At 67.4% G+C, this 23,790-nt stretch carries 23 protein-coding genes, 6 tRNA genes and 1 riboswitch; of the genes, 15 read left to right on the forward strand and 14 right to left on the reverse strand.

Annotation, left to right across the window (positions count from 1 at the left end):
- Window positions 1-38 precede the first annotated feature (38 nt).
- The 4 genes from ACWRN3_RS11185 to ACWRN3_RS11200 form a co-directional block, all read right to left on the reverse strand.
- Complete coding sequence (locus ACWRN3_RS11185) at window positions 39-788, reverse strand: SDR family NAD(P)-dependent oxidoreductase (protein WP_476740688.1); 750 nt, start codon at window positions 786-788, stop codon at window positions 39-41.
- Window positions 785-2,152: a DUF6421 family protein gene (locus ACWRN3_RS11190; RefSeq protein WP_476740689.1), complete on the reverse strand. Its 1,368-nt coding sequence runs from the start codon at window positions 2,150-2,152 to the stop codon at window positions 785-787. The genes ACWRN3_RS11185 and ACWRN3_RS11190 overlap by 4 nt, the downstream gene beginning before the upstream one ends.
- A 203-nt stretch (window positions 2,153-2,355) precedes the next feature.
- A complete protein-coding gene (gene msrB, locus ACWRN3_RS11195; RefSeq protein ID WP_476740690.1) occupies window positions 2,356-2,874 on the reverse strand; it encodes a peptide-methionine (R)-S-oxide reductase MsrB in 519 nt (172 codons plus the stop codon).
- Window positions 2,875-2,888: 14 nt separating this feature from the next.
- Window positions 2,889-3,380 carry a hypothetical protein gene (locus tag ACWRN3_RS11200; protein ID WP_255175207.1) on the reverse strand — a complete coding sequence of 164 codons (492 nt, stop codon included), beginning with the start codon at window positions 3,378-3,380 and terminating at the stop codon, window positions 2,889-2,891.
- A gap of 240 nt (window positions 3,381-3,620) precedes the next feature.
- Between ACWRN3_RS11200 and ACWRN3_RS11205 the strand changes: the two genes are divergently transcribed.
- Genes ACWRN3_RS11205 through ACWRN3_RS11220 form a run of 4 tightly spaced genes read left to right on the forward strand, consistent with a single transcriptional unit; the run spans window position 3,621 to window position 9,255 of the window.
- A complete protein-coding gene (locus ACWRN3_RS11205; RefSeq protein WP_476740776.1) occupies window positions 3,621-4,910 on the forward strand; it encodes an alpha/beta hydrolase family protein in 1,290 nt (429 codons plus the stop codon).
- A gap of 1 nt (window position 4,911) precedes the next feature.
- Window positions 4,912-6,486 carry a succinic semialdehyde dehydrogenase gene (locus ACWRN3_RS11210; RefSeq protein ID WP_476740691.1) on the forward strand — a complete coding sequence of 525 codons (1,575 nt, stop codon included), beginning with the start codon at window positions 4,912-4,914 and terminating at the stop codon, window positions 6,484-6,486.
- 36 nt (window positions 6,487-6,522) lie between these two features.
- Entirely contained in the window at window positions 6,523-7,407 is an 885-nt protein-coding gene (locus tag ACWRN3_RS11215; protein WP_476740692.1) for an SDR family oxidoreductase, read from the forward strand.
- Between the two features lie 60 nt (window positions 7,408-7,467).
- A complete protein-coding gene (locus ACWRN3_RS11220) occupies window positions 7,468-9,255 on the forward strand; it encodes a multicopper oxidase family protein (protein ID WP_476740693.1) in 1,788 nt (595 codons plus the stop codon).
- 24 nt (window positions 9,256-9,279) lie between these two features.
- Here ACWRN3_RS11220 and ybaK read toward each other — a convergent pair whose 3' ends face one another.
- From ybaK to ACWRN3_RS11235, 3 genes are read right to left on the reverse strand one after another with little or no spacing between them, the layout of a single operon-like run.
- A complete protein-coding gene (gene ybaK, locus ACWRN3_RS11225; RefSeq protein WP_255175566.1) occupies window positions 9,280-9,792 on the reverse strand; it encodes a Cys-tRNA(Pro) deacylase in 513 nt (170 codons plus the stop codon).
- Between the two features lie 10 nt (window positions 9,793-9,802).
- Window positions 9,803-10,255: a SufE family protein gene (locus tag ACWRN3_RS11230; protein ID WP_255175211.1), complete on the reverse strand. Its 453-nt coding sequence runs from the start codon at window positions 10,253-10,255 to the stop codon at window positions 9,803-9,805.
- A 28-nt stretch (window positions 10,256-10,283) separates the two neighbouring features.
- Complete coding sequence (locus ACWRN3_RS11235; RefSeq protein WP_476740694.1) at window positions 10,284-11,210, reverse strand: sulfurtransferase; 927 nt, start codon at window positions 11,208-11,210, stop codon at window positions 10,284-10,286.
- 215 nt (window positions 11,211-11,425) lie between these two features.
- Here ACWRN3_RS11235 and zapE point away from each other — a divergent pair, with 215 nt between their 5' ends.
- Window positions 11,426-12,463 carry a cell division protein ZapE gene (zapE, locus tag ACWRN3_RS11240; protein ID WP_224025730.1) on the forward strand — a complete coding sequence of 346 codons (1,038 nt, stop codon included), beginning with the start codon at window positions 11,426-11,428 and terminating at the stop codon, window positions 12,461-12,463.
- On the opposite strand, the gene ACWRN3_RS11245 is transcribed toward zapE, so the two are convergent.
- The 7 genes from ACWRN3_RS11245 to ACWRN3_RS11275 form a co-directional block, all read right to left on the reverse strand.
- Window positions 12,460-13,686, reverse strand: a complete 1,227-nt coding sequence (locus ACWRN3_RS11245) for a benzoate/H(+) symporter BenE family transporter (RefSeq protein WP_476740695.1) — start codon at window positions 13,684-13,686, stop codon at window positions 12,460-12,462. The two genes, zapE and ACWRN3_RS11245, sit on opposite strands and share 4 nt — an antisense overlap.
- A gap of 142 nt (window positions 13,687-13,828) precedes the next feature.
- Window positions 13,829-14,092 carry an antitoxin gene (locus ACWRN3_RS11250; protein ID WP_255175213.1) on the reverse strand — a complete coding sequence of 88 codons (264 nt, stop codon included), beginning with the start codon at window positions 14,090-14,092 and terminating at the stop codon, window positions 13,829-13,831.
- Window positions 14,093-14,240: 148 nt separating this feature from the next.
- Window positions 14,241-14,312: transfer RNA gene (locus ACWRN3_RS11255), tRNA-Val, on the reverse strand.
- A 33-nt stretch (window positions 14,313-14,345) separates the two neighbouring features.
- Window positions 14,346-14,418, reverse strand: a tRNA-Gly gene (locus tag ACWRN3_RS11260).
- Window positions 14,419-14,475: 57 nt separating this feature from the next.
- Window positions 14,476-14,547: transfer RNA gene (locus tag ACWRN3_RS11265), tRNA-Val, on the reverse strand.
- Between the two features lie 37 nt (window positions 14,548-14,584).
- Window positions 14,585-14,655: transfer RNA gene (locus ACWRN3_RS11270), tRNA-Cys, on the reverse strand.
- A gap of 47 nt (window positions 14,656-14,702) precedes the next feature.
- Window positions 14,703-14,775, reverse strand: a tRNA-Gly gene (locus tag ACWRN3_RS11275).
- Window positions 14,776-15,113: 338 nt separating this feature from the next.
- Between ACWRN3_RS11275 and ACWRN3_RS11280 the strand changes: the two genes are divergently transcribed.
- The 10 genes from ACWRN3_RS11280 to ribA all read left to right on the forward strand — a co-directional run bounded on the left by ACWRN3_RS11280 (window position 15,114) and on the right by ribA (window position 23,770).
- Window positions 15,114-15,185: transfer RNA gene (locus tag ACWRN3_RS11280), tRNA-Val, on the forward strand.
- A gap of 104 nt (window positions 15,186-15,289) precedes the next feature.
- Window positions 15,290-16,144 (forward strand): cytochrome, encoded by an 855-nt coding sequence (locus ACWRN3_RS11285; protein WP_476740696.1) that lies wholly within the window; start codon window positions 15,290-15,292, stop codon window positions 16,142-16,144.
- Window positions 16,145-16,221: 77 nt separating this feature from the next.
- Entirely contained in the window at window positions 16,222-16,824 is a 603-nt protein-coding gene (gene def, locus ACWRN3_RS11290) for a peptide deformylase (protein WP_476740697.1), read from the forward strand.
- Window positions 16,821-17,741, forward strand: a complete 921-nt coding sequence (fmt, locus tag ACWRN3_RS11295; RefSeq protein ID WP_476740698.1) for a methionyl-tRNA formyltransferase — start codon at window positions 16,821-16,823, stop codon at window positions 17,739-17,741. Before def ends, fmt begins: the two co-directional genes overlap by 4 nt.
- Window positions 17,738-19,369, forward strand: a complete 1,632-nt coding sequence (locus ACWRN3_RS11300) for an RsmB/NOP family class I SAM-dependent RNA methyltransferase (protein ID WP_476740699.1) — start codon at window positions 17,738-17,740, stop codon at window positions 19,367-19,369. Before fmt ends, ACWRN3_RS11300 begins: the two co-directional genes overlap by 4 nt.
- Before the next feature lie 49 nt (window positions 19,370-19,418).
- Entirely contained in the window at window positions 19,419-20,096 is a 678-nt protein-coding gene (gene rpe, locus ACWRN3_RS11305; protein WP_255175218.1) for a ribulose-phosphate 3-epimerase, read from the forward strand.
- A gap of 39 nt (window positions 20,097-20,135) precedes the next feature.
- A riboswitch (FMN riboswitch) is annotated at window positions 20,136-20,284 on the forward strand.
- Between the two features lie 171 nt (window positions 20,285-20,455).
- Window positions 20,456-21,595, forward strand: a complete 1,140-nt coding sequence (gene ribD / locus ACWRN3_RS11310) for a bifunctional diaminohydroxyphosphoribosylaminopyrimidine deaminase/5-amino-6-(5-phosphoribosylamino)uracil reductase RibD (RefSeq protein ID WP_476740777.1) — start codon at window positions 20,456-20,458, stop codon at window positions 21,593-21,595.
- Complete coding sequence (locus ACWRN3_RS11315; RefSeq protein ID WP_476740700.1) at window positions 21,595-22,257, forward strand: riboflavin synthase; 663 nt, start codon at window positions 21,595-21,597, stop codon at window positions 22,255-22,257. The genes ribD and ACWRN3_RS11315 overlap by 1 nt, the downstream gene beginning before the upstream one ends.
- 83 nt (window positions 22,258-22,340) lie before the next feature.
- Window positions 22,341-23,039 (forward strand): 3,4-dihydroxy-2-butanone-4-phosphate synthase, encoded by a 699-nt coding sequence (gene ribB / locus ACWRN3_RS11320; protein ID WP_476740778.1) that lies wholly within the window; start codon window positions 22,341-22,343, stop codon window positions 23,037-23,039.
- Window positions 23,036-23,770, forward strand: a complete 735-nt coding sequence (gene ribA / locus ACWRN3_RS11325) for a GTP cyclohydrolase II (protein WP_224025737.1) — start codon at window positions 23,036-23,038, stop codon at window positions 23,768-23,770. The genes ribB and ribA overlap by 4 nt, the downstream gene beginning before the upstream one ends.
- Window positions 23,771-23,790: the final 20 nt, after the last annotated feature.

Here is a 23,790-nt window from a genome sequence, read left to right on the forward strand (position 1 = left end):
TGCTCACGCTTTCAGTTTATGTACAGTCACGGCGGGGATCAGCCCGCCAGCCGGAGGCGGATACCGTTGAGTTCGGCGGACGGCGTGCCGAAAAGCCGTACGACGGCGGCGGCCAGGTCAGCCACGTCCGTGGCCCCCGGGAATTTCCGCTCGGGGTGGGCGCGGCGCAGCTCGTCGTCAACCAGTGCCTTGACCACCAGGATGCTGGCAGCAGCCAGGTTTCCGCCGTCCCCGGCGGCACGGCGGAAGCCATCCGCCATGGCCATGGTCCAGGCTTCCGCGGCGGCCTTCGCTGCAACGTAGCTGGCCACCGCGGCGGTTGGTTTGTCCAGGGCCGTGGAGGACACCATGGCAAACCTGCCGGCCGGAGATGCGGCAATGTCGTCGAAGAAGACGCGTGACACGTTGCGCAGCGTGGTGATGGCCCCGCGCTCCAGGAAGTCCCAGTCGTCGTCGGACTGGTCGGCGATGCCCTTGGCCCCTCGCCAGCCACCCACCAGGTGGATCACGGCGTCAACCGGCCCGACGGCGGCGCTGACCTCCGCCCGAAGCTGCCGGACGCCGTGGAAATCGGCGAGGTCGCACGTGAAGGGAGTGACGCCGTCGCCCGCCTTTTCCGCGGCCGCCCCGATCCTGGCCTGGTCCGAGCCCACGGTGGCCACGCGGTGCCCTGCCGCAGCCAGTGCACGCGCAACGGCGACGCCGGACGCGCCGCTGCCGCCTGCCACCAGGACCTTAAGGGGCCCGGTGGTGTTGTGGGCAGCAGCGGCAGGGCCGGAACCGGTCACAGGGCGGAGTGGCCGGTGATGCCGGCGGTTGATTCAATGACGGGGCGCATCTTCTTCTCCAATGCCTCGTAGAACATGGACAGCGGGAATTCGTCGTCCAGGACCTGGTCCGTGAGGCCGCGGGGTGTTCCCGCCAGTGGCAGCGCGTCCGGCCCCTTGGCCCACACGGAGGCCGGGTTGGGGGTGACGGTTGCGGACACCAGCTGGTAGGCCGCCAGCCAGTGGGCGGTCTTGGGCCGGTCGATGGAGCGCCAGTACAGGTCATCGATGCCGGCTCCCAGGGCGATCACAGCGTCCGCCACCTCATCCCAGTCGATGGTAAGCCGGGTGTCCGTCCAGTGCAGTACGTGCTGCTGGTGCAGCCAGGCGAAAAGGAGCTGGCCGCCCAGGCCGTCGTAGTTGCGGACCCGGCTGCCGGTGATGGCGAAGCGGAAGATGCGGTCGAAGATGATGGCGTACTGCACGAGCTTGGCGTGCCGCCGGGCCTCGGGGTCGGCGTCGTCGTCCTTTTCGATCCGGACGGATTCGCGGAACGCGGTGAGGTCGCAGCGCAGCTCCTCGAGCGAGTAGAGGAAGTAGGGCATCCGCTGCTTGATCATGAAGGGATCGAAGGGCAGGTCGCCGCGCATGTGCGTACGGTCGTGGATCAGGTCCCACATGACGAAGGTGGCCTCGGTGAGGTCCTGGTCGACGAGCAGTTCGGCTGCACCCTCCGGGAGCTCCAGGGAGGTGGTCTCCGCGGCCGCCTTGAGCACGCGGCGGAACCGGGCAGCTTCGCGGTCGGCGAAGATGGCGCCCCAGGTGAAGGTGGGGGTCTGGCTGACCGCTACCGTCTCGGGGAAGAGGACGGCGGAGTTGGTGTCATAGCCCGGCGTGAAGTCGACGAAGCGGATGGGGACGAAGAGCTTGTTGGAGTACTCCCCGGCTTCCAGTCCCGCGATGAACTCGGGCCAGATGACCTCCACCAGCACGGCCTCCACCAGTCGGTTGCTGCTGCCGTTCTGGGTGTACATGGGGAAGACCACCAGGTGCTGCAGGCCGTCAATGCGCTGCTGCTGCGGCTGGAACACCAGCAGGGACGACAGGAAGTCCGGGACGGCGAACCCGCCCGCGGCCCATGCCCGGAAATCAGCACAGGCGGCCTCAAGGTAGTCCGCGTCGTGCGGGAAGGCAGGGGCCAGTGCCGTGAGAGCATCCACGATGGTTTCCACGTACCGGGCTGCCGCCGGGTGGTCCGCGCTCCCGGGGACGGAACCGTCCTGGACCTGGAGGGCCTGCAGGGCGGTGGCCGCGCCCTTGAGCCGCAGCCAATCCTTGTTCTGCGCGGAAATACCGGTGACGGCGGTGGTCAGGGTCTCTGTCATCGTCGGCTGCCTTTCTGGTTGCTTTGCTTCTCTGGTGAGCGTAACAAGCAACCAGCAGGACTTATGCCCAAAGGGCGGTTGGATAAGAAGTTCTTAGTCTCGGGCCCGGCTGGGGAGGAACGAGACCGGCCCCCGGCTGTGGGAACAGCTGGGGGCCGGTTCTGCCTGGACGGGTTGCGGGGTATTCCCGCGATGCCTATCGCTTAGCCCTGGGGTCCGTCGCCGGACGCCTCTTTGGCCACGAGCCGGAGGGAGACCGAGTTGATGCAGTAGCGCTGGTCGGTGGGCGTTCCGTAGCCCTCACCCTCGAACACATGGCCCAGGTGCGAGTCGCAGGAGGCGCACCGCACTTCGATCCTGTCCATGCCCAGGGTGCGGTCATGGATGTAGCGCACTTTGCCCTCAGTCAAAGGGGCCCAGAAGGAGGGCCAGCCGCAGTGGGAATCGAACTTCTCATTGCTGGTGAACAGTTCAGCGCCGCACGCGCGGCACTGGTACACGCCCTCCGTATGGGTGTCCCAGTATTCGCCGGTGTATGGCCGTTCCGTCCCCGCCTGGCGCAGGACGTGGTATTCCTCCGGAGTCAGTTCCTCCCGCCACTGGGCATCACTTTTCTGGACAGAGGCCCCGCTGTCCGCAGCCTCCTGTGCGCTGCCATGCTGCGTTCCGGCACCAACGCCTGGTGCCCTGTTGCCGAAGATGCTGTTTCCAAAGATGCTCATAGCTTTCCCAACGCTTAGGAGTCGCCGATAAATCCCGAGCCCGCGTACAGGTGGAGCACGGGGACGCCGAGTTGGTCCTGGGCCTTGTTGGCCCAGTCTGTGTGGAACGTATCGGCCACGGCATGCGGCCGCGTGATAACGACGGCCTGGGAAGCGCCGGTTTCGCGGACCTTTGCCACCAGGCTGTCAACGGCCTTGCCGTCCACCACCTGGCCGGTCACACCGGAGCCCAGTCCCTCGAGCGCCGCGAGGGAGGCCGCCAGCGTGTCGTCGGCGTGCGCGCGTTCGGTGGCGGCATCAGGGTTGCGGGCGGCGAGCTCGCGGAAAGCCTTGGCAACGTCCAGCATGGACAGGTTCTCAAGGAAGTCCACCAGCAGGTGCCGCTCGGTATTCGCCGGGACCAGGACCAGCAGGCGGCTGTCCGCGCCATCCACAAGCCGTTCGATGTTAACGCGGTCGTCCGCGCCCAGGGGTTCTTCAGTCAGGATGACGATGGGATCACTCATGGCCTTAGCCTAGTCCCGCCCGCTGGCCCCCGCACTGCACCTGCCGTTGAACTGCGCTGGCCCTTGAACTGCACCGGTCTCTACACTTACCGGCCCCTGCGCCCGCAGGCCGGCACCGGCACCGGGTCCCTCGCGTGCCGGCCTGGCGGCGCCGTGCCGCCCGGGTGCCGGAATGCGGGTATCTGCGGCAGGGCCGGTAAGAATAGTCCCATGGCACCTTTCCGGCGAGCGCGCCCTGCAATGACTGCATCCACCAGGGAATCCGTTGGGGTGTCGCCGGGGGCCAAGTGGGCCGTTGGCGGCGCCATCGCCGGCGGCTCGGTGGCAGGCCTGCTGGGAGCGGGTTCCTCGGCGCTCGCCGTGTATTTCGCGCGCCGGGTCATCACTCCGGCACGGCAGCGGGCGGCCGACAAGGAAGTCCTCGCGGTGATCCGGGACGGGCAGAAGCTGCAAGTGATCGTCGCCGCCGATGATGACACCACGGTGGACGGCGTCTACGGGTTCTTCTTCGACGGCGGCAAAGGGCACGCGCGGATCGGCCGTATCGTGTCTTACTCGCCCGCCGAGCGGACTGTCCTGCGCGAGGTCGAAGCCGTGTACAGCGGGGATCTCTCCACGGCCCGCTGGGGATGGTGGAGCGGTGCCACATACCCGGACCCGGCCGCCTTCGGAATCCCTGCCGAGGACGTCCTGATTCCCGTTGAGCGCGGCGAAGCTCCCGCCTGGCTGGTCCGGGCAAAGGGGGCTGCCCGGACCTGGGCCATCATGGTGCACGGGCGGGGTGCCACCCGGCAGGAAGCGCTGCGGGCGGTGGGACCGGCGCTGGAACTGGGCCTGACCAGCCTGCTGGTGTCCTACCGGAATGACGGACTGGCACCCTCAGCCGATGACGGCCGCTACGGCCTGGGCTCGACGGAGTGGCAGGATATCGAGGCTGCCATCGGGTACGCGCTGGCCAACGGTGCCGAGGAAGTTGTCCTGTTCGGCTGGTCCATGGGAGGGGCCATTTGCCTGCAGACCGCGGATCTTTCCCGCCACCGCCACCTGATCAGGGCGATGGTGCTGGACGCACCGGTCATCGACTGGGTAACGGTACTGGCGCACCACGCGCAGCTGAACCGGATTCCGTCGCTCGTGGGCAGGTACGGCCAGCTGATGCTGGGCCACCCGCTGGGACGCAGGCTCACGGGCCTCTCGGCGCCCGTGGACCTGAAAGTCTTGGACTGGGTGTCCCGGGCCGTCGAGCTGCGGACGCCGACACTGATCATCCACAGCGTCGACGACGAGTATGTACCGTACGGACCGTCGGCCCTGCTGGCCGAGCGGAACCCGGAGATGGTGACGTTCGAGACGTTCAACCATGCACGGCATACGAAGGAATGGAATGTGGACCCCGAACGCTGGGAGCGGCTGGTGAAGGCCTGGCTGCGCCAGCAGCTCGCTCCGCGCCTTAATCCCGGCTCCGGCCCCGGCCCGACCGCTGGACGCATGGCGGAATCTCCGGGCCGGCCCACGCAGGCGGGTGCCTGACATGGTGAAAGCACGCCCGGCAGGAACTGTGACCGGCCGTGGCCAGGAGCTGGCGGCGGAGCTTGCCGGACTGGTGGCGTCGTCGGGCTCCGGCCGGCCGGCGCAGGCCTCGCACGCGCCCTTCGACGGTTCAGTGGTGGGTGAAGTGCCTGTATGCACCCCGGACGACGTCCATGCCGCCGTCGAGACCGCACGCATGGCGCAGCGGCAGTGGGCAGCCCAGCCAACCGCCGAACGCCGAGCGGTGATCCGGCGGTTCCTGGCGTTACTCCTGGAGCGCGAGCAGGACGTCCTTGACCTGGTCCAGGCAGAGAGCGGCAAGTCCAGGTTGAGCGCCTTCGAGGAGTTCGCGGACGTCGTCCTGACGGCCGGTTACTACGAGCGGACCGCTGACCGGTATCTCCGCCCGCGCCGCCGGAAGGGCGCGGCCCCGCTCCTCACCCGCACCACGGAATACCGGGTGCCCAAGGGGGTTGTGGGTGTCATCAGCCCTTGGAACTATCCATTGACCCTTGCGGTTTCGGACGCCATCCCGGCCCTGCTGGCGGGCAACGGCATCGTCCTGAAGCCCGACTCGCAGACGCCCTTCACGGCCCTGCTCATGCTCAGGTTCCTGCGGGAGGCGGGCCTTCCGGCGGACCTGTTCCGGATCGTCACCGGGCCGGGCACGGAGATAGGGCCTGCCTTGATCGGGCGGGTGGACTTCCTGATGTTCACGGGATCCTCCAAGACCGGCAAGACCGTCGCCAGGCAGTGCGCTGAGCGGCTGATCGGCTTCTCCGCCGAACTGGGCGGCAAGAACCCCATGCTGGTGCTCGCGGATGCGGACGCAGGCAAGGCGGCTGCCGGCGCAGTGCACGCCTGCTTCTCCAACTCCGGGCAGCTGTGCGTCAGCATTGAGCGGATCTACGTTCATGCTGACCTTTATGACCGTTTCCTGGCGGCGTTCACAGCCAAGGTGAAGGACATCCGGATGGGGTCCGGTCCGGACTGGGACATTGGCATGGGGTCCCTTATCAGTACGGCACAGGTGGAGCGGGTGGACCGCCACGTCCAGGATGCGCTCGCCAAAGGCGCCCACCTCCTGGCCGGAGGGCGGCGCCGGCCGGACCTGGGGCCGTTGTTCTACGAACCCACCGTCCTGGCCGGGGTAACTGAGGACATGCTCCTTGCCCGGGAAGAGACGTTCGGGCCGGTGGTTGCCGTCTACCGGGCGGCCGACGACGACGCCGCCGTCGCCCTTGCCAACGACTCGGACTTTGGGCTCAACGCCAGCGTCTGGTCCGCCCGCCGCGGGGAAGCAGTGGCCCGCAGGCTCCAGACGGGGACCGTCAACGTCAACGAGGGCTACGCAGCCACCTGGGCATCCCATGATGCACCGATCGGCGGCATGAAGGATTCCGGCGCGGGTCGCCGCCACGGCCGGGAAGGCATCCTCAAATACACGGAACCGCAGACCATCGCCGTGCAGCGGCTGCTCCGGGTTGCCCCCGCTCCCGGGATGTCCAACCATGCCTACGCACGGATCATGAAAGCGGCCATCACCTTGATGGGCCGCCTTTCCCGAAACCGCTGAGGACAAAGCCTGTGCCAAGATCCGAGGAGAACTGAGATGGCCAAAGGAACCAAACTTTCCGGTGCAACACTGTTGGTCACGGGAGGGGGAAGCGGACTGGGCCGCCGCATGGCGCTCGGCGCCGCCCGGCGCGGGAGCCGGGTGGTGATCTGGGATGTGGACGCGGCAGCGGGAGCAGCGGTCCGCGACGAAATCCGGGCTGCCGGCGCGCAGGCTGAAGCCCATGCCGTGGATGTCACGGACCGGGAGGCGGTCAAGGCCGCCGCGGCCAGGACGGGGGCGGTGGATGTGCTGGTGAACAACGCCGGGGTGGTCAGCGGGCACCGGCTCCTTGATGCGACGGATGAGGCCATCGAACGGACCATGCACGTCAACGTCATGGCCCTGTACTGGGTCACCCGCGCCTTCCTCGGCGGGATGGCAGAGCGGGGGCACGGCACCGTGGTCACCATTGCCAGTGCTGCGGGGATGGTGGGCGTCGCCCGGCAGACGGACTACTCCGCCAGCAAATTCGCCGCGTTCGGTTTCACCGAGTCACTGCGGGCCGAGCTCCGGGCGGACCAGACCGGGGTCAACACGCTGGTGGTCTGCCCCTACTACATCAACACGGGAATGTTCGACGGCGTCCAGACCCGTTGGCCCCGGCTCCTCCCCATCCTTGAGGAGGAGGACGTGGCAGCTGAAGTCCTTGACGCGATCGAGGCCGGCCGCCGGAAACTGGTCCTGCCACCCCTGGTGAACCTGCTTCCGGTCCTGCGGATCCTGCCGGTCGGCGTTTTTGACCGGATCATGGACGTGCTCGGCGTCAACCGCACCATGGACCACTTCACGGGCCGTTCCGGCAGCCGCCCGGAGGAGCCGGTCCGGGAAGGCCCAGGGCAGGTCCCGGCCCTTTCCCCGGAAGGGGACACTCGGCCCTAGCGCTGACAAAGAGAGCTGCCTACCGTCGGCTGCAAGGGGGGAACCATCAAGGCAATTGAAATGGGGCCCACAATGTATCTGACAAGGCGGCAACTCCTGCAAGCCGGCGCCGCAGCCGGTGCGGCCGTTGCGACGCAGCCGTATGGACCGGGAAGCGGGCGTGCAATTGCCACGCCAGGACAGGCCGGCCAATTCACCGAGCAGCTTCCAACGCTGGCCGAACTGGGCGTCCTGGACATGAGTGCCGGCGGCACTGCGTCTCTCTGGATGCGAAACGCCCAGCATCGCTTCCAGGCCGGCATGGGCGTGGCCGACACCCTGGCGTACCAGGACGGGACCTCCTCCCGTACATATTTGGGCCCGGTCATTGTCGCCCGGAAAGGAACCCCATTTCGCCTCACCGTCCATAACGGGATCGATCGGCATCCCCTTGGCTACGCCGTCGACGCGGAGCTCGTTCCTCCCGGCAGCAACGATGCTGCAGCGCCCAGGACGTCCGTGCACCTTCACGGAGGCAACACCAGGCCAGAGTACGACGGCGGCCCCGGGCAGGCATTCAGGCCCGGCGCTTCCTACACGTACAGGTATGGCAACGACCAGGACGCAGCCGGTCTCTGGTACCACGATCACGCGCTCGGCATTACGCGGTTGAATGTCTATGCGGGGCTGGCCGGCGGCTACCTGTTGCGGGACTCAGATGGATCAGGAATAGATACCGGCGACGGTACCCACCTGCCCCCGCCGCCCTATGAAGTTCCGCTGATCATCCAGGACAAGATGTTCAACCCCGACGGAACGCTTGCGTACCCGCCGAACCCGGACCTTTCCACTGCCGGCGGAACACCGCGTCCCTGGGCGCCGGAGTTCTTCGGCGACGCCGCAACAGTCAACGGCAAGTGCCGGCCGAATCTCGACGTGGCCCGGGGGAAGTACCGGCTCCGCATGTTCAACGGCTCCAATGCCCGGTTCTACGACCTCAAGTTCGCAGTTGATGGCGCGGCGCTCGCCTTCTTCCAAATAGGAACGGACGGCGGCCTGCTCAACGCACCGGTCAGGCTGAACAGGCTGCTCCTGGGGCCGGGCGAGCGGGCGGATATCGTGATCGATTTCGCCGGACAAAAGCCCGGCACGCGGGTTGTTCTGGCCAACAGTGCCCGCGTCCCCTACCCGGACGGCCCCGCCACCATCCAGCTCGGGGGACTCCCGCTGCCGCAAATCATGCAGTTCACTGTGACATCCCAGGCCGGATACACAGCGCCGCTGCCTGGCAGCCTCCGGGACTGTTCCATCACCGATCTGGTGGCCAGGGCCCCGGAGGCCATCAGGCCCATGGCACTGGTGGAAGTGGCCAACGCCGCCGGGGTTCCCCTCATGGCGCTCCTGAACAACCGAAAATTCGAGAGCGAAGACATTCTCCGGGTCCGGAGCGACAGCCTCGAAGAATGGGAACTGATCAATACCACGGGGGACGCCCACCCGATCCATGTGCACTTCACCCAGTTCCAGGTCCGCGACCGGCAAAAGTTCGACGTCGACGGGTACCTGGCAGCCACCGGCTATGTAGACCCAGGGACCGGCCTGGTGACGCCGGGCCGCGGCAGCGCCGCTCCGGTGCGGCCCTTCCTGATTGGACGCCCCAAAGGGGCGCCGGCACATGAGCAGGGCTGGAAGGACACAGTCATTGCCATGCCCGGGGAAGTCACCAGGATCCGTGTTCCGTTCGGGGCAGGGGCGGCGGACGGAGCCCCGCTGGCCATCGGCTCATCCTTCAGTGGCGAGTACGTCTGGCACTGCCACATCCTGGAGCACGAGGACAACGAGATGATGCAGCGGTACATCATCGAGTAGCGGAATGAACCACCCCTGCTGCGGCTAGGGCCGGAGGTTGCCTGCGGCCAGTGAGCTGATGGGAGCCGTGACGGCGTCTGTCAGCCGGACCAGGTCAGCCGGCGCGAGCTCAATGTCCAGGCCCCGCCGGCCGCCCGAGACCAGCAGGGTGCCCAGGGCCAGGGCGCTGGAATCCAGCACCGTGGGGGAGGGCTGGCGCTGGCCGAGCGGGGAGATGCCGCCGAGGACATAGCCGGTCCGGCGCTGTGCCGCAGCGGGATCGGCCATGGCGGCTTTCTTGGCCCCCAGCGCAGTGGCCATCGCCTTCAGGTCCAGGGTTCCGCTGACCGGAACAATGCCCACCGCGAGCCTGCCCTCAACTTCCACCATCAAGGTTTTGAAGACGCGGGACGGATCGATCCCCAAGGCCTCGGCTGCCTCCGCTCCGTAGCTCGCCGCCGAGGGGTCATGGGTGTACGGATGCAGCACAAAGGGAACCCCGGCTGCGGTCAAGGCCGCTGTGGCCGGGGTTCCCTGTGCGTTGTTCCTGCGTGCCATGACGGCGGGGTCAGGCGTGGCTGCGGGATGCTGCGGCAACCTTGCGCTTGATCCTGCCCAGCATGGCGGTCATGCCCCGCATGCGCAGGGGGGTGATGGCGCGGGTGAGTCCCAGCAGCTCCGGCATGTCGTCCGGCACCGACAGGATCTCTTCCGCTGTCAAACCGTCCAGGCCCTCGTGCAGCACCCCGGCGAAACCGCGCGTGGTGGGCGCCTCGGGCGGTGCCTTGAAGAACAGGCGGACGGCGCCGTCGTCGTTGGTTCCCGTCTCAATGGTGAGGAACAGCGGCGACTGGCACTCCACGACCTGCTCAAGGAGTTCGGGGTGGTCCTTGAGCCGGTCCGGGAGTTCCGGCAGTCCTTCCGAGAACTCCAGCAGCAGCTGCAGCCTCTCGGGTTCGGACAGGGCCTGGAAATCGTCCACGATCGCCGCCAGGGCGGAAGGCAAAGCTTGAGTAGTCATCGTTCCAAGTCTACGCGGGGGAGCAGGGTCAGGCTCCGACGGCTACGGGAACAGAGCCACGCTCCGCGCCCTTGACGATCGGCACGCGCACGGCGTTGCCCCACTCAGTCCAGGACCCGTCGTAGTTGCGGACGGTCTCAAAGCCCAGGAGGTACTTGAGGGCGAACCAGGTGTGGCTGGACCGCTCGCCGATGCGGCAGTACGCCACGACGTCGTCGCCTTCAGCCAGGCCGGCCTCGCCGAGGTAGATGGCCTCCAGTTCCTCCCTGCTGCGGAAGGTGCCGTCGGCGGCAGCGGCACGTGCCCATGGGATGGAGGCTGCAGTGGGGATGTGGCCGCCGCGCAGGGCACCCTCTTCCGGGTAGGCCGGCATGTGGGTGCGCTGACCGGTGTATTCCTCGGGGGAGCGGACATCGATCAGGGGGCCGGTGCCCAGGTGGGCCAGGACGTCATCCTTGAAGGCGCGGATCGGGGCGTCGTCACGCTCAACCACCGGGTAGTTACCGGGAACGGGAGCAGGGCGGTCCCTGGTCAGTTCGCGGCCTTCGGCAACCCACTTGTCCCGGCCGCCGTCCAGCAGCCGGACGTCCTGGTGGCCGAACAGCGTGAAGACCCAGAGGGCGTAGGCGGCCCACCAGTTGGACTTGTCGCCGTAGATCACCACGGTGCTGTCGCGGGAAATGCCCTTCGACGCCGCGAGTTCAGCAAAGGCGGCACCGTCAACGTAGTCGCGGGCCACGTCGTCGTTCAGGTCCGTGTGCCAGTCGATCTTGACCGCGCCGGGGATATGGCCGGTTTCGTACAGCAGCACGTCCTCGTCGGACTCCACCACGATAAGTTCGCCGCGGGCCACGGCACCGCTTTCAACGGCGGCAGCAAGCCACTCAGTGGAGACCAGCCGCTCCGGGTGGGCGTAGGCTGCGAACTTCTCATTCTGTTCAACCGGGTAGGGCATGGCTTGGCCTTTCACTAAGAGCACGGGAAACCGCGGAACATCCATTGGAACCTGTTCCCACACTAACCAGCGCCCGCGGGGTTGTCCGTATTCCGTTAATAGGGCGAAATGTTGCCTTCATCACGCCCCGGGGCGGCAGGACGGCGTCCCGCCCGGGTTGGGCGTGCATTGCCGGTATCCTTTCTGGGGACCAACCACCAGCAGAACGGACCACCTTGGTACAGATCGAACAGCTTGCCGCCCGCACTCCGGCAGTATCGGTGGACGAACTCCTTAAGGGCTTCTACCCCTCGCCCCGGTTTGGGGAGGTTTCCTTTTCGAGCTACCGCCCGGACCCGAAGCAGCCCAGCCAGGCCGCCGCCGTGCGTGCCCTGGAGGGATTTGCCGACGGCGTGGGGTCGGGCAACGGAGGCGGGCTTTTCAAGAAGCTGTTCGGCAAGAAGGACGAATCCAGGGCGGGTATCTACCTGGACGGCGGCTTCGGCGTGGGCAAGACCCACCTGCTCGCCTCCTTGTGGCACGCGTCGCCCGGTCCCAAGGCCTTCGGTACGTTCGTGGAGTACACCAACCTCGTGGGCGCCCTTTCCTTCCGCAAAACGGTGGACGCGCTGAGCAGCTACCAGCTCGTGTGCATCGACGAATTCGAACTGGACGATCCGGGCGACACCGTCCTGATGTCCCGGCTCATGCGCGAGCTGGCTGACGCCGGGGTCAAACTTGCCGCCACGTCCAACACGCTGCCCGGCTCCTTGGGCGATGGCCGGTTTGCCGCTGTGGACTTCCAGCGCGAAATCCAGGTCCTGGCGGACCAGTTCGACGTGATCCGCATCGACGGCGAGGACTTCCGGCACCGTGGCCTCCCGGCCGCACCGGCGCCGCTGAAGAACAGCGAGCTCAACGCGCACATGAAGGCGGAATTCGACGGGAAGACGGTGGCCCAGGATGAGTTCTCCACCCTCATCCACCACCTGGCCGGAGTGCACCCCAGCCGCTACCGCCAGCTGATCCACGGCATTGACGGCGTGGTGTGGCGCAACGTGGAAACCATCACGGAACAGGCTGTAGCGCTGCGGTTCGTGGTCCTTGCAGACCGGCTCTACGACAAGGATGTCCCGATCCTGGCCAGCGGCGTCCCCTTCGACAAGCTGTTTACCGAAGAGATGATGGCCGGCGGGTACATGAAGAAGTACTTCCGCGCCGTCTCCCGCCTCACTGCGCTGGCCCGTGAAGGCCAGAACCACGAGCCCTCCTAGGCGGACTTCTTCCCGGGCCGGGCGCGGGGCCGCAGCGCCAGCCGGACCACCAGCCCGGCCAGCAGCGCCCAGAAAGCGGACCCGATCCCGGCGAACGCCAGGCCGGACGCGGCCATCAGGAACGTAACGGCCGGGGCGATCCGGTCGTCCGGTTCCGCCAGGGCTGACGAGACCGCCGAGGCGAGGGTGCCCAGCAGTGCCAGCCCGGCAACGGTTTCCAGCATCCCGGCCGGCGCCTTGCCGACCACCGACACCAGGGCGGCCGAGAAAGCAGCCAGCACCAGGTAGGCCAGGCCGGACGTGAAGCCCGCGATCCACCTCCTGCTCCGGTCCCCGCCGGCTTCCTCGCCGGCGGCCAGGGCAGCACTGAGTGCCGCGAGATTGATGGCGTGGCCGCCGAACGGGGCTCCCGCAACAGTTCCCGCTCCCGTGACGAGCATCGCCGGGCGCCACGGTGCCTCGTATCCGAAAGACCTCAGCACGGCCACCCCGGGAATGTTTTGCGAGGCCATCGTCACCACGAACAACGGCAGAGCAATGCCCGCCATGGCCTGGAGGCTGAACGTGGGTGTGGTCCAGGCCAGTGCCGGGACCATGGCTGCCGGTTCAACAGGGGTTCCAGCCGATGCCAGGGTTATTCCGATCACGCCCAGGGCCGCGAGCAGGGCTGACGGCACCGCCCAGCGCGGAGCGAACTTCATCATCAGCAGCCAGCACAGGATCACCGGCGCTGCAAACGCCGGGACGGAACCGAGGGCCTTGAAGGGTGCCAGGCAGAGCTGGAGCAGGACGCCCGCCAGCATGGCCTGGGCCAGGGAGGGCGGGATACGCGCCATCAGCCTGCCAAGCGCCGGCACCAGGCCGGTCATGGCCAGCAGCAGGCCCGCACCAAGGAAGGCTCCGACGGCGGCCGGCCACCCGCCGTCGGGAACTCCCGATGCCGCAAGCAGCGCCGCGCCCGGCGTTGACCAGGCCAGTGTCACCGGGACCCGGGAACGCCAGGCGAGCACCAGCACGCCGAGCCCGACGGTGAGCGTTACGGCCAGGAGGCCGGACGCAGCCTGGGCCGGATCAGCGCCGACTGCCTTGAGGCCGGCCAGGACCACGGCAAAGGATGAGGTGAAGCCCACCAGCGCGGTGACGATCCCTGCGACCACCGGCCGGGAATCGGTCCGGGTCAGTCCGGGCTTGGCTGCCGTGGTGGGTGCGGGGGACTTGGGCATACCGGCAGGTTACCGGCCCAGGTTTGCCAGACGGCAATTCGGGGGGGGCAAACGTTGCCCTTAAACGCCAAAGGTGCGGGCGCCGCCTCCCGGCGGGACCCGCACCTCCTTGACGTGCCGGGCAAAGCCCTGGCCAAATCCTTTACGGAGCCCTGTCAACCGGCGGAACCGGATTTCCAGGAGCTGCCGGGGGAACCTGCTCGGCGGCAGGTGCCTGCCCCGGGGTGCCGTTCTTGTCAACGAGCTTGGAAGCGCCATCCTGGATCTTGTCGACGTGGCCTGCGTACTTGCCGCCGGTCCTGGTGTCGACGAAATCGCCGGCCTTGGTGATGCCGTCCTTGATAGCTTGCTCGTTGCCGCGGATGAGACCCTGAGCCTTGCCCTTTAGATCGTCAATCAAACCCACGGGCACCTCCCTTCTATCGCGGAGCCAGGTCGCTCCTTGCGCATTCGATCCTATCCGGGCGCGGAAGGCGTGCCAAGGAAATCACGTTCGCCAGCAGCGGATGCGGCTTAAACGAAGAAAGCAGCTCCGGAGAGCTGCTGTTCGTGTGTGGGCGATACTGGGATCGAACCAGTGACCTCTTCCGTGTCAGGGAAGCGCGCTACCGCTGCGCCAATCGCCCGGAACCGGAAGACCGGCTTATGGGATATAAGAGAGCGGACGACGAGATTCGAACTCGCGACATCCACCTTGGCAAGGTGGTGCTCTACCAGCTGAGCTACGTCCGCATTGTGCAGATTGTTCCGGAAAATCCGGCGGTACTGCCGGCAAGTTGCCTTGCCGAGTGGGCGATACTGGGATCGAACCAGTGACCTCTTCCGTGTCAGGGAAGCGCGCTACCGCTGCGCCAATCGCCCATTGCATCCGGAAACCCGGAAACCATGGTTTTCACCGAGGTGGGTACGGGATTCGAACCCGTGTATACGGCTTTGCAGGCCGCTGCCTCGCCTCTCGGCCAACCCACCGTGTTAGCGTCAATTCCGAAGAATGTTTGCTGTGACAGTGTCCTGCGAGCGGACGACGAGATTCGAACTCGCGACATCCACCTTGGCAAGGTGGTGCTCTACCAGCTGAGCTACGTCCGCATTTTGGAGGCTTGATTCCTTGCCGTTTCCGGCATTTCCTCGCGTTCCAACGAGTAAAAACAATATAGGAGGTTCGGGGAAACTCCAAATCGCCCCGGCGCGGCCGCCCCGCATGGCCCCTGCAACCGCGGAATTCCGCGGAATTCGCGAGTTACAGGCGTGTAATTCCGGGCGGGGTGGGTGCGGCGGCCCCACGTTGTGGTGCCTGCTGCGCTGCTGTCCTGCAGGTGCGGGGCGGGGGCCAACGTTGCTGCGGACCCCCTTTTAGCGTGCCTTTGCGTGTGGCGCCGCCCGATTTTTCAATTGGGGCAGACGTGGGCTAGCATTCAAATGCATCGGGGCGATTGGCGCAGTGGTAGCGCGCTTCGTTCACACCGAAGAGGTCACTGGTTCGAACCCAGTATCGCCCACCGCAGAGGTCCGTTTCCGCTCATCAGCAGCGGAAACGGACCTTTTTTGCGTGCGGCTCCTGCCGCCGGAGATTTTGTCGGCCCCCTGTGAAAGAGTCTTTTGTATGACTGATCCGCTTCTCGCCCATGCCACCGAATACGGCCGGATGTACGCACGGTCAACGTCTGAGCAGTTCTCTGTACCGTCCATCACCACGGTGATCAGCCAGCAACCGCACGGCCTCGATGGCTGGTTCGGCTATATGGGTGCCAGCAGCCTGGCCAACGATCCGCTGCTCTCCGACTGCCTGGGGAGCCCGGCCAAAATCAAGCAGGCCATCAACCGTGCGGCGAAGGCGGCCGAAACGTACCGGGACGACGCCGCCAGGCGCGGGGACCGGGTCCACAACTACTGCGAGCAAGTGGCTCTGCGGGCGCTGGGACGCCCGCATTCCATGAAGGAAGCCCGCGACGCCCTGGCCGCCAACGGTGAGGAAGCCTTCGCCGTTCGGTTCGACGAGTGGTGGGAACTCTTCCGCGTGGAGCCCATCGCCCCGGAAATCACGGTCTGGAACAACTCGGTGGGATACGCCGGCACCCTTGACCTCGTGGCCAGGATCAACGGACGCATTTGCCTGATCGACTACAAGACCAAGGGCACAACGCGGGACGGCCAGGTCAAGCCGCTGGATGACAAGGTGGTGATGCAGCTGGTTGCCGGCATGAAGGCGGAAGAAAGCCTCGTGGATCCGGAGGCGGGGATCTGGGAGCCCTGGAAGTACGGCGAGGACCCGGTCCTGCTGGCGGTGGCCATCGGCGAAACGGAGGTCCGCCCCGTCCGGGCCAACCCTGAGGTCCTCAAGCACCACTGGTGGAAGTTCTGCGCCCTCCGCCGGGTCTGGGAACTTTCCGCGGACACCATCAGCGCGGGCACTGCGCTGCTGCCCATCGCACCCCCGCCCCTGGCCCGTACTGCCTAAGGCGACGGTGCACGTGAAGAGACTGCACCTAAACTGGACAGGTTCACTTTCCCGCCAACCGTGAGGACACCCAGCGCATGGCTATTCTGAATATCCGCATCATCGGCGATCCTGTGCTGCGCACAGTTGCCGATCCCGTGACGGAATTCGGACCCGACCTTGCCAAACTGATCGCCGACATGACCGAGACCATGGAGGACGTGGACGGAGCCGGCCTCGCCGCTCCCCAGATCGGCGTCAGCAAGCGCATCTTCACCTACCGTATCGACGGCGTCGAGGGCCACATCATCAATCCTGTCCTCGAGAACAGCGAGGACTACCAGCCGGACCACGTGGAAGGCTGCCTGTCCATCCCGGGCCTGGGCTTCCCGGTCCGCCGTTTCCGCGCCACCCGCGTCACCGGCGTTGACATGCACGGCAACCCGGTCACCATTGACGGCGAAGGGATGCTGGCACGCTGCTTCCAGCACGAAAACGACCACCTGGACGGGATCCTTTACACCGACCGCCTCGAGGGCGAGGACCGGAAGGCGGCGCTGAGGTCCATCCGCAACGCCAACTACGACGCCGTCGCCGGACGTACCACAGCCAAACGCGCCAAGAGCGTGGGGTCAAGCTTCGGCGGGGCAAGCTTTGGCGGAACCAGCACCCCCGGCTCCAGCTTCGGAGCAGCCGGGTGAGGGTCCTCTTCGCGGGGACACCCGCCGTCGCAGTTCCCTCCCTGGACGCGCTCGTAAATGCCGGCTTCAACGTCGTTGCCGTCCTGACCCGGCCCGACGCGCCGGTGGGCCGGAAACGCGTGCTGACGCCGTCGCCCGTTGCCCAGCGGGCCGCGGAACTGGGCATCGAGGTCATCCGTGCCGCGCGCGTCGATGCCGCGGCCATAGCCGGCATCAGAACGGTGCAGCCGGACGTCGCGGCCATCGTCGCCTATGGCGGACTGGTTCCCCCTGATGCCCTGGGCATTCCGCGGCACGGCTGGGTCAACCTGCACTTTTCCCTGCTGCCTGCCTGGCGCGGGGCGGCCCCGGTCCAGCGGTCCATCATGGCCGGAGACGACGTCACCGGCGCCGTGACGTTCCAGCTTGAGGAAGGCCTGGACACCGGGCCCGTCTTCGGCACCCTGACGGAGGCTGTCCAGCCCCAGGACACCGCAGGTGACCTGCTGGAACGGCTGTCCCACAGCGGCGCGGTCCTGCTGGCCCAGACGCTTTCTGCCATCGATGCCGGAAAAGCAGCGCCGCAGCCACAGGCCGGCGATGTCACGCTGGCGCCGAAACTGACCCTGGAGGACGGCCACCTGAACTGGGCGCATCCGGCCCTTGCCATCAGCAGGCAGGCGCGCGGCGTCACCCCCGAGCCCGGTGCTTGGACCCTGCTCGACGGGCAACGGGTCAAACTTGACCCGGTGCGGCTGCGGCCGGATGTTTCCGGGCTGGCCCCGGGAACCGTGGCACTGAACGGCAAAGCCGTGCTGGTGGGGACAGGGTCGCACGCGGTGGAACTTACCCGGATCCAGCCCGCCGGGAAAAAGATGATGGCCGCCCCCGACTGGGCGCGCGGTTTGGCTTCACTGGAGAGCGTGGTGTTCGAATGACCGGGTCCGGAGGCAATACAGGCGGACGGGGAAGTGCCGGGGGACGCAGCAGCGCCGGGAAAGGCGGGCAGGGCGGCAGCGGCGGACCTGCCGGCGGCGGCCGTGGCAACGGCGGTCCCCGGGACGCCAGCCGGCGGAATGCCAAGGGGCGGGAACGCAACCGCGGGCCGCAACGGAGCTTCACCGGGCAGGCGCCGTCCCAGCGCACCAGGCGCGCAGATCCCGCCCGCCTGGTGGCCTTCGAAGTGCTCCGCGCCGTGGCGGCGGAGGACGCCTACGCCAACCTGGTGCTGCCCGCGCGGATCCGGCACCACCACCTGGACAAGCGGGACGCCGGATTCGCCACCGAACTGAGCTACGGAGCCCTCCGCAGCCAGGGCACCTACGACGCCATCCTGGCGCGGTGCGTGGACCGCCCCCTGGCCCAGCTTGACCCGGCCATCCTCGATGCCCTCCGCATCGGTGCCCACCAGCTGCTTGCCATGCGGGTCCCCGCCCACGCTGCACTGGACCAGACCGTAGGGCTGGCCCGCGCGGTCATCGGCGCCGGACCGTCGACGTTGATCAACGCCGTCCTGCGCAAGGTCTCCGCCCGGAGCCTGGAGGAATGGCTGGACCTGCTCGTGGAAGGCGAAACCGATGCTACGAAGGTAGCCGCGGTGAGGTACGCCCACCCTGAGTGGATCGTCCGGGCCATGCGCCAGTCCCTCGTAGCCCACGGCCGTTCCGCAGCAGAGATCGACGAACTGCTGGAAGCGGACAACGACGCACCTGTGGTTAACCTCGTAGCCCTGCCCGGCCTGGGCAGCCTGGACGAAGCGCTGGAAAACGGCGCCACCCCCGGGGAACTGGTTGAAGGCTCGGCGCTCTCCAGCGGCGGGGACCTGGGCCGCCTGGCCTCCGTCCGCGCCGGTACCACCAGGGTGCAGGATGTCGGTTCCCAACTGGTGGCCAGGGCCCTGGCCGCGGTGGACCTTGGTGCGCCCGGTGGAGTGGGCGGGGCTGGAAGTGCACCCGCGGCCGGTGACGCTGAAACGTGGCTTGATCTCTGTGCCGGTCCCGGCGGGAAGGCAGCGCTCCTTGGTGCGCTGGCACACCAGCGGGGCGCCACGCTGCTCGCGAACGAGCCCGCGCCGCACCGGGCCAAGCTGGTCAGCCAGGCACTGTCCGCCGTTCCGCACGGCAGCTGGCAGGTCCGCACCGGTGACGGCCGTGAAGTGGGCGGTGAGCAGCCCGGGCGGTATGACCGTGTCCTGGTGGATGTTCCCTGCACCGGCCTGGGGGCTCTGCGCCGCAGGCCCGAGTCCCGGTGGCGGCGCTCGCCCAAGGACATTGCAGATCTCGGGCCGCTGCAGCGCGAACTGCTGGCCTCGGCCCTGGCTGCCGTCCGGCCAGGGGGAGTGGTGGCCTACGTGACCTGTTCACCGCATCCCGCCGAGACAACCGCCGTAGTGGACGACATTCTGCGCAAACGCCCCGACCTGGAACTCCTCGACGCCGGTGCGGCCCTGGACGCGGTAAGCCTGACCGGCAGCCTGGGCGCAGGCCACGAGTCAACGGCGCAGCTCTGGCCCCATATCCATCACACCGACGCGATGTTCCTTGCCCTGATAAAGAAGAAGGCCTGACCGGGCAGAACGCCCGAGTTTCCCACCACGCACCTTGAAAGGCACCCCCGTGACGCAATGCTGCATCAACCCGAGCATCCTCTCCGCCGACTTCGTGAACCTTGAGGCCGAACTGCAGCGGATCAGCAATGCCGACGCCGTGCACGTTGACGTCATGGACAACCACTTCGTCCCCAACCTGACCCTCGGGTTGCCCGTCGTGCAGCGGATCCAGGCCGTCAGCCCCGTGCCGCTGGACGCCCACCTGATGATCGCCGACGCGGACCGCTGGGCGCCTGGTTTCGCTGACGCCGGCCTGGCCTCCGTGACGTTCCACGCCGAAGCTTCCATTGCGCCCATCAAGCTGGCACGGGAACTGCGCAGCAGGGGATCCAAAGCGGGGATGGCCCTGCGCCCGGCAACCCCGGTGGAGCCGTACCTTGACATGCTGCCCGAACTCGACATGCTGCTCATCATGACTGTGGAGCCGGGCTTCGGCGGCCAGGCGTTTCTGGACATCACGCTGCCCAAGATCCGCAGGGCCCGCGCGGCCGTGGAGGGCTCCGGACTGGGGGTGGCCATCCAGGTTGACGGTGGCATCACGGAAGAGACCATTGCCCGGGCCGCCGAGGCCGGGGCGAACGTCTTTGTGGCCGGTTCCGCCGTCTACGGCGCCGACGATCCGTCCGCTGCCATCGACCTGCTGCGCGCCAAGGGCAGCCGGACGTTACGCGCGGCGACGGAATAACCGGGAGCCCCTCCCGGTTATGGCACAATAACAACACACATACGTGCTCCGGGGTCGGTGTAAGTCCGAACCGGCGGTGACAGTCCGCGACCCGCGCGCCGTTGTTCTCCCAGGAGGGCTCCGGCAGACGGTTGAACCGGTGGAATTCCGGTACCGACAGTTAAAGTCTGGATGAGAGAAGCACGTACAGCTGTATCTGCGCAGCCTTTTGGCTCCGCAGCGTTCTGCTGTCGTATCCCCGGAGCCATCGCGGTTCGACAGGGAAGGAACGACACACGAATGAACCCCCAGCGATGGCTCTTAAACGCCGCAAGCCCTGCCGCTTCAAAGGCAGGCCACACCTCCGCAACGGCAGCCTCATGACGGGCGCCGTAAAGCTTCAGCCGGCCGCCGGCGTGGTCACTGCCTTCAGCGCCGCCGAAACGGCCGCCATGGAGCAGGCCCTCCAGGCAGCGCTGAAAGGCCCGCGAGGCGCGAATCCCCTGGTGGGTGCCGTCGTCGTCGGCGCTGACGGCAAGCAGCTCGTTGCCGGCTACCACCGCGGCGCCGGCACCGCACACGCTGAAGCCGACGCGATTGCCCAGGCCGCCGCCGTCGGACTGGACCTGTCCGGCTGCACCATGGTGGTCACGCTGGAACCCTGCAACCACGTGGGCCGCACCGGACCGTGCACGGAAGCGATCATCGCGGCCGGGATCACTGACGTGGTCTACGCCGTGGACGACCCCCACGACCCCGCTGCCGGGGGCGCGGCAACACTGCGCGCAGCCGGTGTCAGGGTCCGCAGCGGCCTGGGTGCCGACGAGGCGCTGGACCTGAACCGGCAGTGGTTCGAGGCGGTGGCTGCCAAGCGGCCGTTCGTCACCCTGCACATCGCGCAGACCCTGGACGCCCGCATCGCTGCCGAAGACGGCACCAGCCAGTGGATCTCCAGCCCGGAGTCCCTGGCCGACAACCACGGGATCCGCGGCCGCATCGACGCCATCCTGGTGGGCACCCAGACCGTGATGGTGGACAACCCCCGGCTGACCGCCCGGGACGCCGCCGGCAAGCCCGCGCCCAAGCAGCCGGTCCGTGCCGTCATGGGTCTCCGTGATATTCCGGAGGGTGCCGCAATCCACGGTGACGATGGCCTGGCCGTCCACCTTGCCACCCGCGACCCGCACGAAGCGTTGTCCATGCTGTACTCGTCCGGCATCCGGCATGTCATGGTGGAGGGCGGGTCCAGCATCCTCAGCTCCTTCCTGGCGGCAGGCCTGGTTGACGAACTGATCGTGTACCTGGCGCCCACCCTGCTGGGATCCGGCACCCCCGCTCTGAACGGGCTGGGCATCACCAGCCTTCCCGACGCCCAGCAGTGGGAATGGGACGCGTCCGACGGCGGCGCGGTCCGGACGCTGGGCCGGGACCTCAGACTCCACCTCAGACCGCAACGGCACGTTGCACTTGACCACCCACCAACCCGCACAGCCGCGGAGCCAGCCCAGGGAGGCTACTGATGTTTACCGGAATTATTGCCGAGCAGGGGCAGGTGCTGTCCGTCGAGCGCGACGGCAACACCAGCGCCACCGTCCGGCTGCACGCGCCCGCCTCCACCGAGGGCCTGGCACTTGGGGGCTCCATCGCCGTCAACGGGGTCTGCCTCACGGCAACAGCGATTGACGGCAAGGACTTCAGCGTCGACGTCATGGGGGAGACCCTGGTCCGGAGCACCATCGGCGAGCTCACTGCAGGCGACTCAGTCAACCTGGAGCGCTGCGTTCCCGCAGGCGGCCGCCTGGACGGCCACGTGGTGCAGGGCCACGTGGACGGCGTGGGCATCCTGCTCGAACGGGAACCCCAGGGCAACTGGGAGCGGCTGTGCTTCGGCGTCCCCGCCAACCTGGCCCGCTACATCGCCGAGAAAGGCTCCATCGCCATCGACGGCGTCTCCCTCACCGTGACGGCAGTCAGCCCGGCCGCAGAGCAGGAACCCTGGTTCGAAGTGGGCCTGATCCCCACCACCCTCGCCGAAACCGGCCTGGGCACCAAGACCACCGGCAGCCGGGTGAATCTTGAAGTCGATGTCCTGGCCAAGTACACGGAACGGCTGCTTGCCTTCCGCGGCGCCGCCGCACCGGCAGGCAGCGGCGAAGCTGCCATTGCGGGAGGTGCACGGTGAACGCAGCAGTACGTTTGGAGCCCGCCGTGGCCCATGACCCCGTGACCAACGCCGTGACCGGCACCCCGGCATCCGGTGACCCGGTGACCGGCCGGGCATCTTCGGGGCCCGCCCGGGGACTGGACCCCATCGCGGACGCCGTGCGCGCCATGGCCGCCGGGCGTCCGGTGCTGGTGGTCGACAACGAGGACCGCGAAAACGAAGGCGACATCATCTTCGCCGCCCAGCACGCCACGCCGGCGCTGATGGGCTGGACCATCCGGTACAGCTCCGGCGTGATCTGCGTGCCGTTGACCGGGGACCGCGCGGACGCACTGGCACTGCCTCCCATGACGGCGGTCAACGAGGACGCGAAGGGCACTGCCTACACCGTCTCCTGCGACGCGGCCGTCGGCGTCAGCACGGGAATCTCCGCAACGGACCGGGCCCTGACCGCGCGCATCCTGGCGGACCCGCAGGCCGGTCCGGCATCCGTGACCCGGCCGGGGCATATTTTCCCGCTCCGTGCAGTTGACGGAGGTGTGCGGGAACGCCAGGGCCACACCGAGGCCGCTGTGGACCTGTGCCGCCTGGCAGGCCTTGCGCCCGTCGGGGTGATCGCGGAAGTGGTGTACGACGACGGCGAAATGATGCGCCTGGACGGGCTCCGTTCGTTCGCAGCTGAACATGGGTGCCCCCTGATCTCCATCGAGGACCTGGTGGCGTATCTTGAAGCCGGGACCGGGGGAGCACCGGACGAGGATGCCCGGGCGGTCCCGGGTGAAGAAAAGGAGAAACGATGACGGCAGCGGCAGCCAGCGACGACAGCCAGCACAATGGTCACCGGAAGCCCCATGCGGTGTCCGGTGAAGCGCCCCATCCCGTCAGCGGAGGGCCCGTGGTGCAACTGCCCACCGCCTTTGGCGACTTCGTGGCGCAGGCGTGGACGGACCTCGTAACAGGCGTGGAGCATCTGGCCGTCAGTTCCCCCAATGCTCCCACCGACGGAAAAGCTCCCCTTGTCCGGCTGCATTCCGAGTGCCTCACCGGGGATGTCTTTGGCTCCTACCGGTGCGACTGCGGGGAACAGCTCGCCTTCGCGCTGGAGCTGATCCGGGACAACGGCGGAACCCTGCTCTACCTCCGCGGCCAGGAAGGCCGCGGCATTGGCCTGGCCAACAAGATCAAGGCCTACGCGCTGCAGGAAGCGGGCTTTGACACCGTCGAAGCCAACGAGCAGCTGGGCCTTCCCGTTGATGCCCGCTGCTACAAGGCCGCGGCCCAGATCCTCGCGGAAATGGGCCTGCATGAAGTCCGGCTGCTGAGCAACAACCCGGACAAGCAGAACAGGCTGGCCAAGGCCGGGGTGACGGTCGTGGAAATGGTTCCCACAGAGGTCCCCTCCCGCGAACAGAACATCCGGTACCTGCGCACCAAGAAGGACCGCATGGAACACCGGCTGGTGCTGGACACCCAGGTGGCTCCCGTGCCTGTGACGGCCCCCGAAACCCCTTACGACCACGAACAAGACTGACGTCTTCACGAACGAACGGA

Source organism: Pseudarthrobacter sp. rb (assembly GCF_056389225.1).

What these genes read in the sequence shown, in the direction of transcription:
- msrB (WP_476740690.1), bottom strand. Translation starts at nt 2,874, where the DNA reads ATGAGCATCTTTGGAAACAGCATCTTCGGCAACAGGGCACCAGGCGTT.
- ACWRN3_RS11215 (WP_476740692.1), top strand. Translation starts at nt 6,523, where the DNA reads ATGGCCAAAGGAACCAAACTTTCCGGTGCAACACTGTTGGTCACGGGA.
- ACWRN3_RS11245 (WP_476740695.1), bottom strand. Translation starts at nt 13,686, where the DNA reads ATGCCCAAGTCCCCCGCACCCACCACGGCAGCCAAGCCCGGACTGACC.
- ACWRN3_RS11200 (WP_255175207.1), bottom strand. Translation starts at nt 3,380, where the DNA reads ATGAGTGATCCCATCGTCATCCTGACTGAAGAACCCCTGGGCGCGGAC.
- ribD (WP_476740777.1), top strand. Translation starts at nt 20,456, where the DNA reads ATGACGGGCGCCGTAAAGCTTCAGCCGGCCGCCGGCGTGGTCACTGCC.
- ACWRN3_RS11205 (WP_476740776.1), top strand. Translation starts at nt 3,621, where the DNA reads ATGACTGCATCCACCAGGGAATCCGTTGGGGTGTCGCCGGGGGCCAAG.
- ACWRN3_RS11210 (WP_476740691.1), top strand. Translation starts at nt 4,912, where the DNA reads ATGGTGAAAGCACGCCCGGCAGGAACTGTGACCGGCCGTGGCCAGGAG.
- ACWRN3_RS11300 (WP_476740699.1), top strand. Translation starts at nt 17,738, where the DNA reads ATGACCGGGTCCGGAGGCAATACAGGCGGACGGGGAAGTGCCGGGGGA.
- ACWRN3_RS11220 (WP_476740693.1), top strand. Translation starts at nt 7,468, where the DNA reads ATGGGGCCCACAATGTATCTGACAAGGCGGCAACTCCTGCAAGCCGGC.
- ribA (WP_224025737.1), top strand. Translation starts at nt 23,036, where the DNA reads ATGACGGCAGCGGCAGCCAGCGACGACAGCCAGCACAATGGTCACCGG.
- ACWRN3_RS11285 (WP_476740696.1), top strand. Translation starts at nt 15,290, where the DNA reads ATGACTGATCCGCTTCTCGCCCATGCCACCGAATACGGCCGGATGTAC.
- ACWRN3_RS11315 (WP_476740700.1), top strand. Translation starts at nt 21,595, where the DNA reads ATGTTTACCGGAATTATTGCCGAGCAGGGGCAGGTGCTGTCCGTCGAG.
- ACWRN3_RS11230 (WP_255175211.1), bottom strand. Translation starts at nt 10,255, where the DNA reads ATGACTACTCAAGCTTTGCCTTCCGCCCTGGCGGCGATCGTGGACGAT.
- ACWRN3_RS11235 (WP_476740694.1), bottom strand. Translation starts at nt 11,210, where the DNA reads ATGCCCTACCCGGTTGAACAGAATGAGAAGTTCGCAGCCTACGCCCAC.
- def (WP_476740697.1), top strand. Translation starts at nt 16,222, where the DNA reads ATGGCTATTCTGAATATCCGCATCATCGGCGATCCTGTGCTGCGCACA.
- ACWRN3_RS11190 (WP_476740689.1), bottom strand. Translation starts at nt 2,152, where the DNA reads ATGACAGAGACCCTGACCACCGCCGTCACCGGTATTTCCGCGCAGAAC.
- ybaK (WP_255175566.1), bottom strand. Translation starts at nt 9,792, where the DNA reads ATGGCACGCAGGAACAACGCACAGGGAACCCCGGCCACAGCGGCCTTG.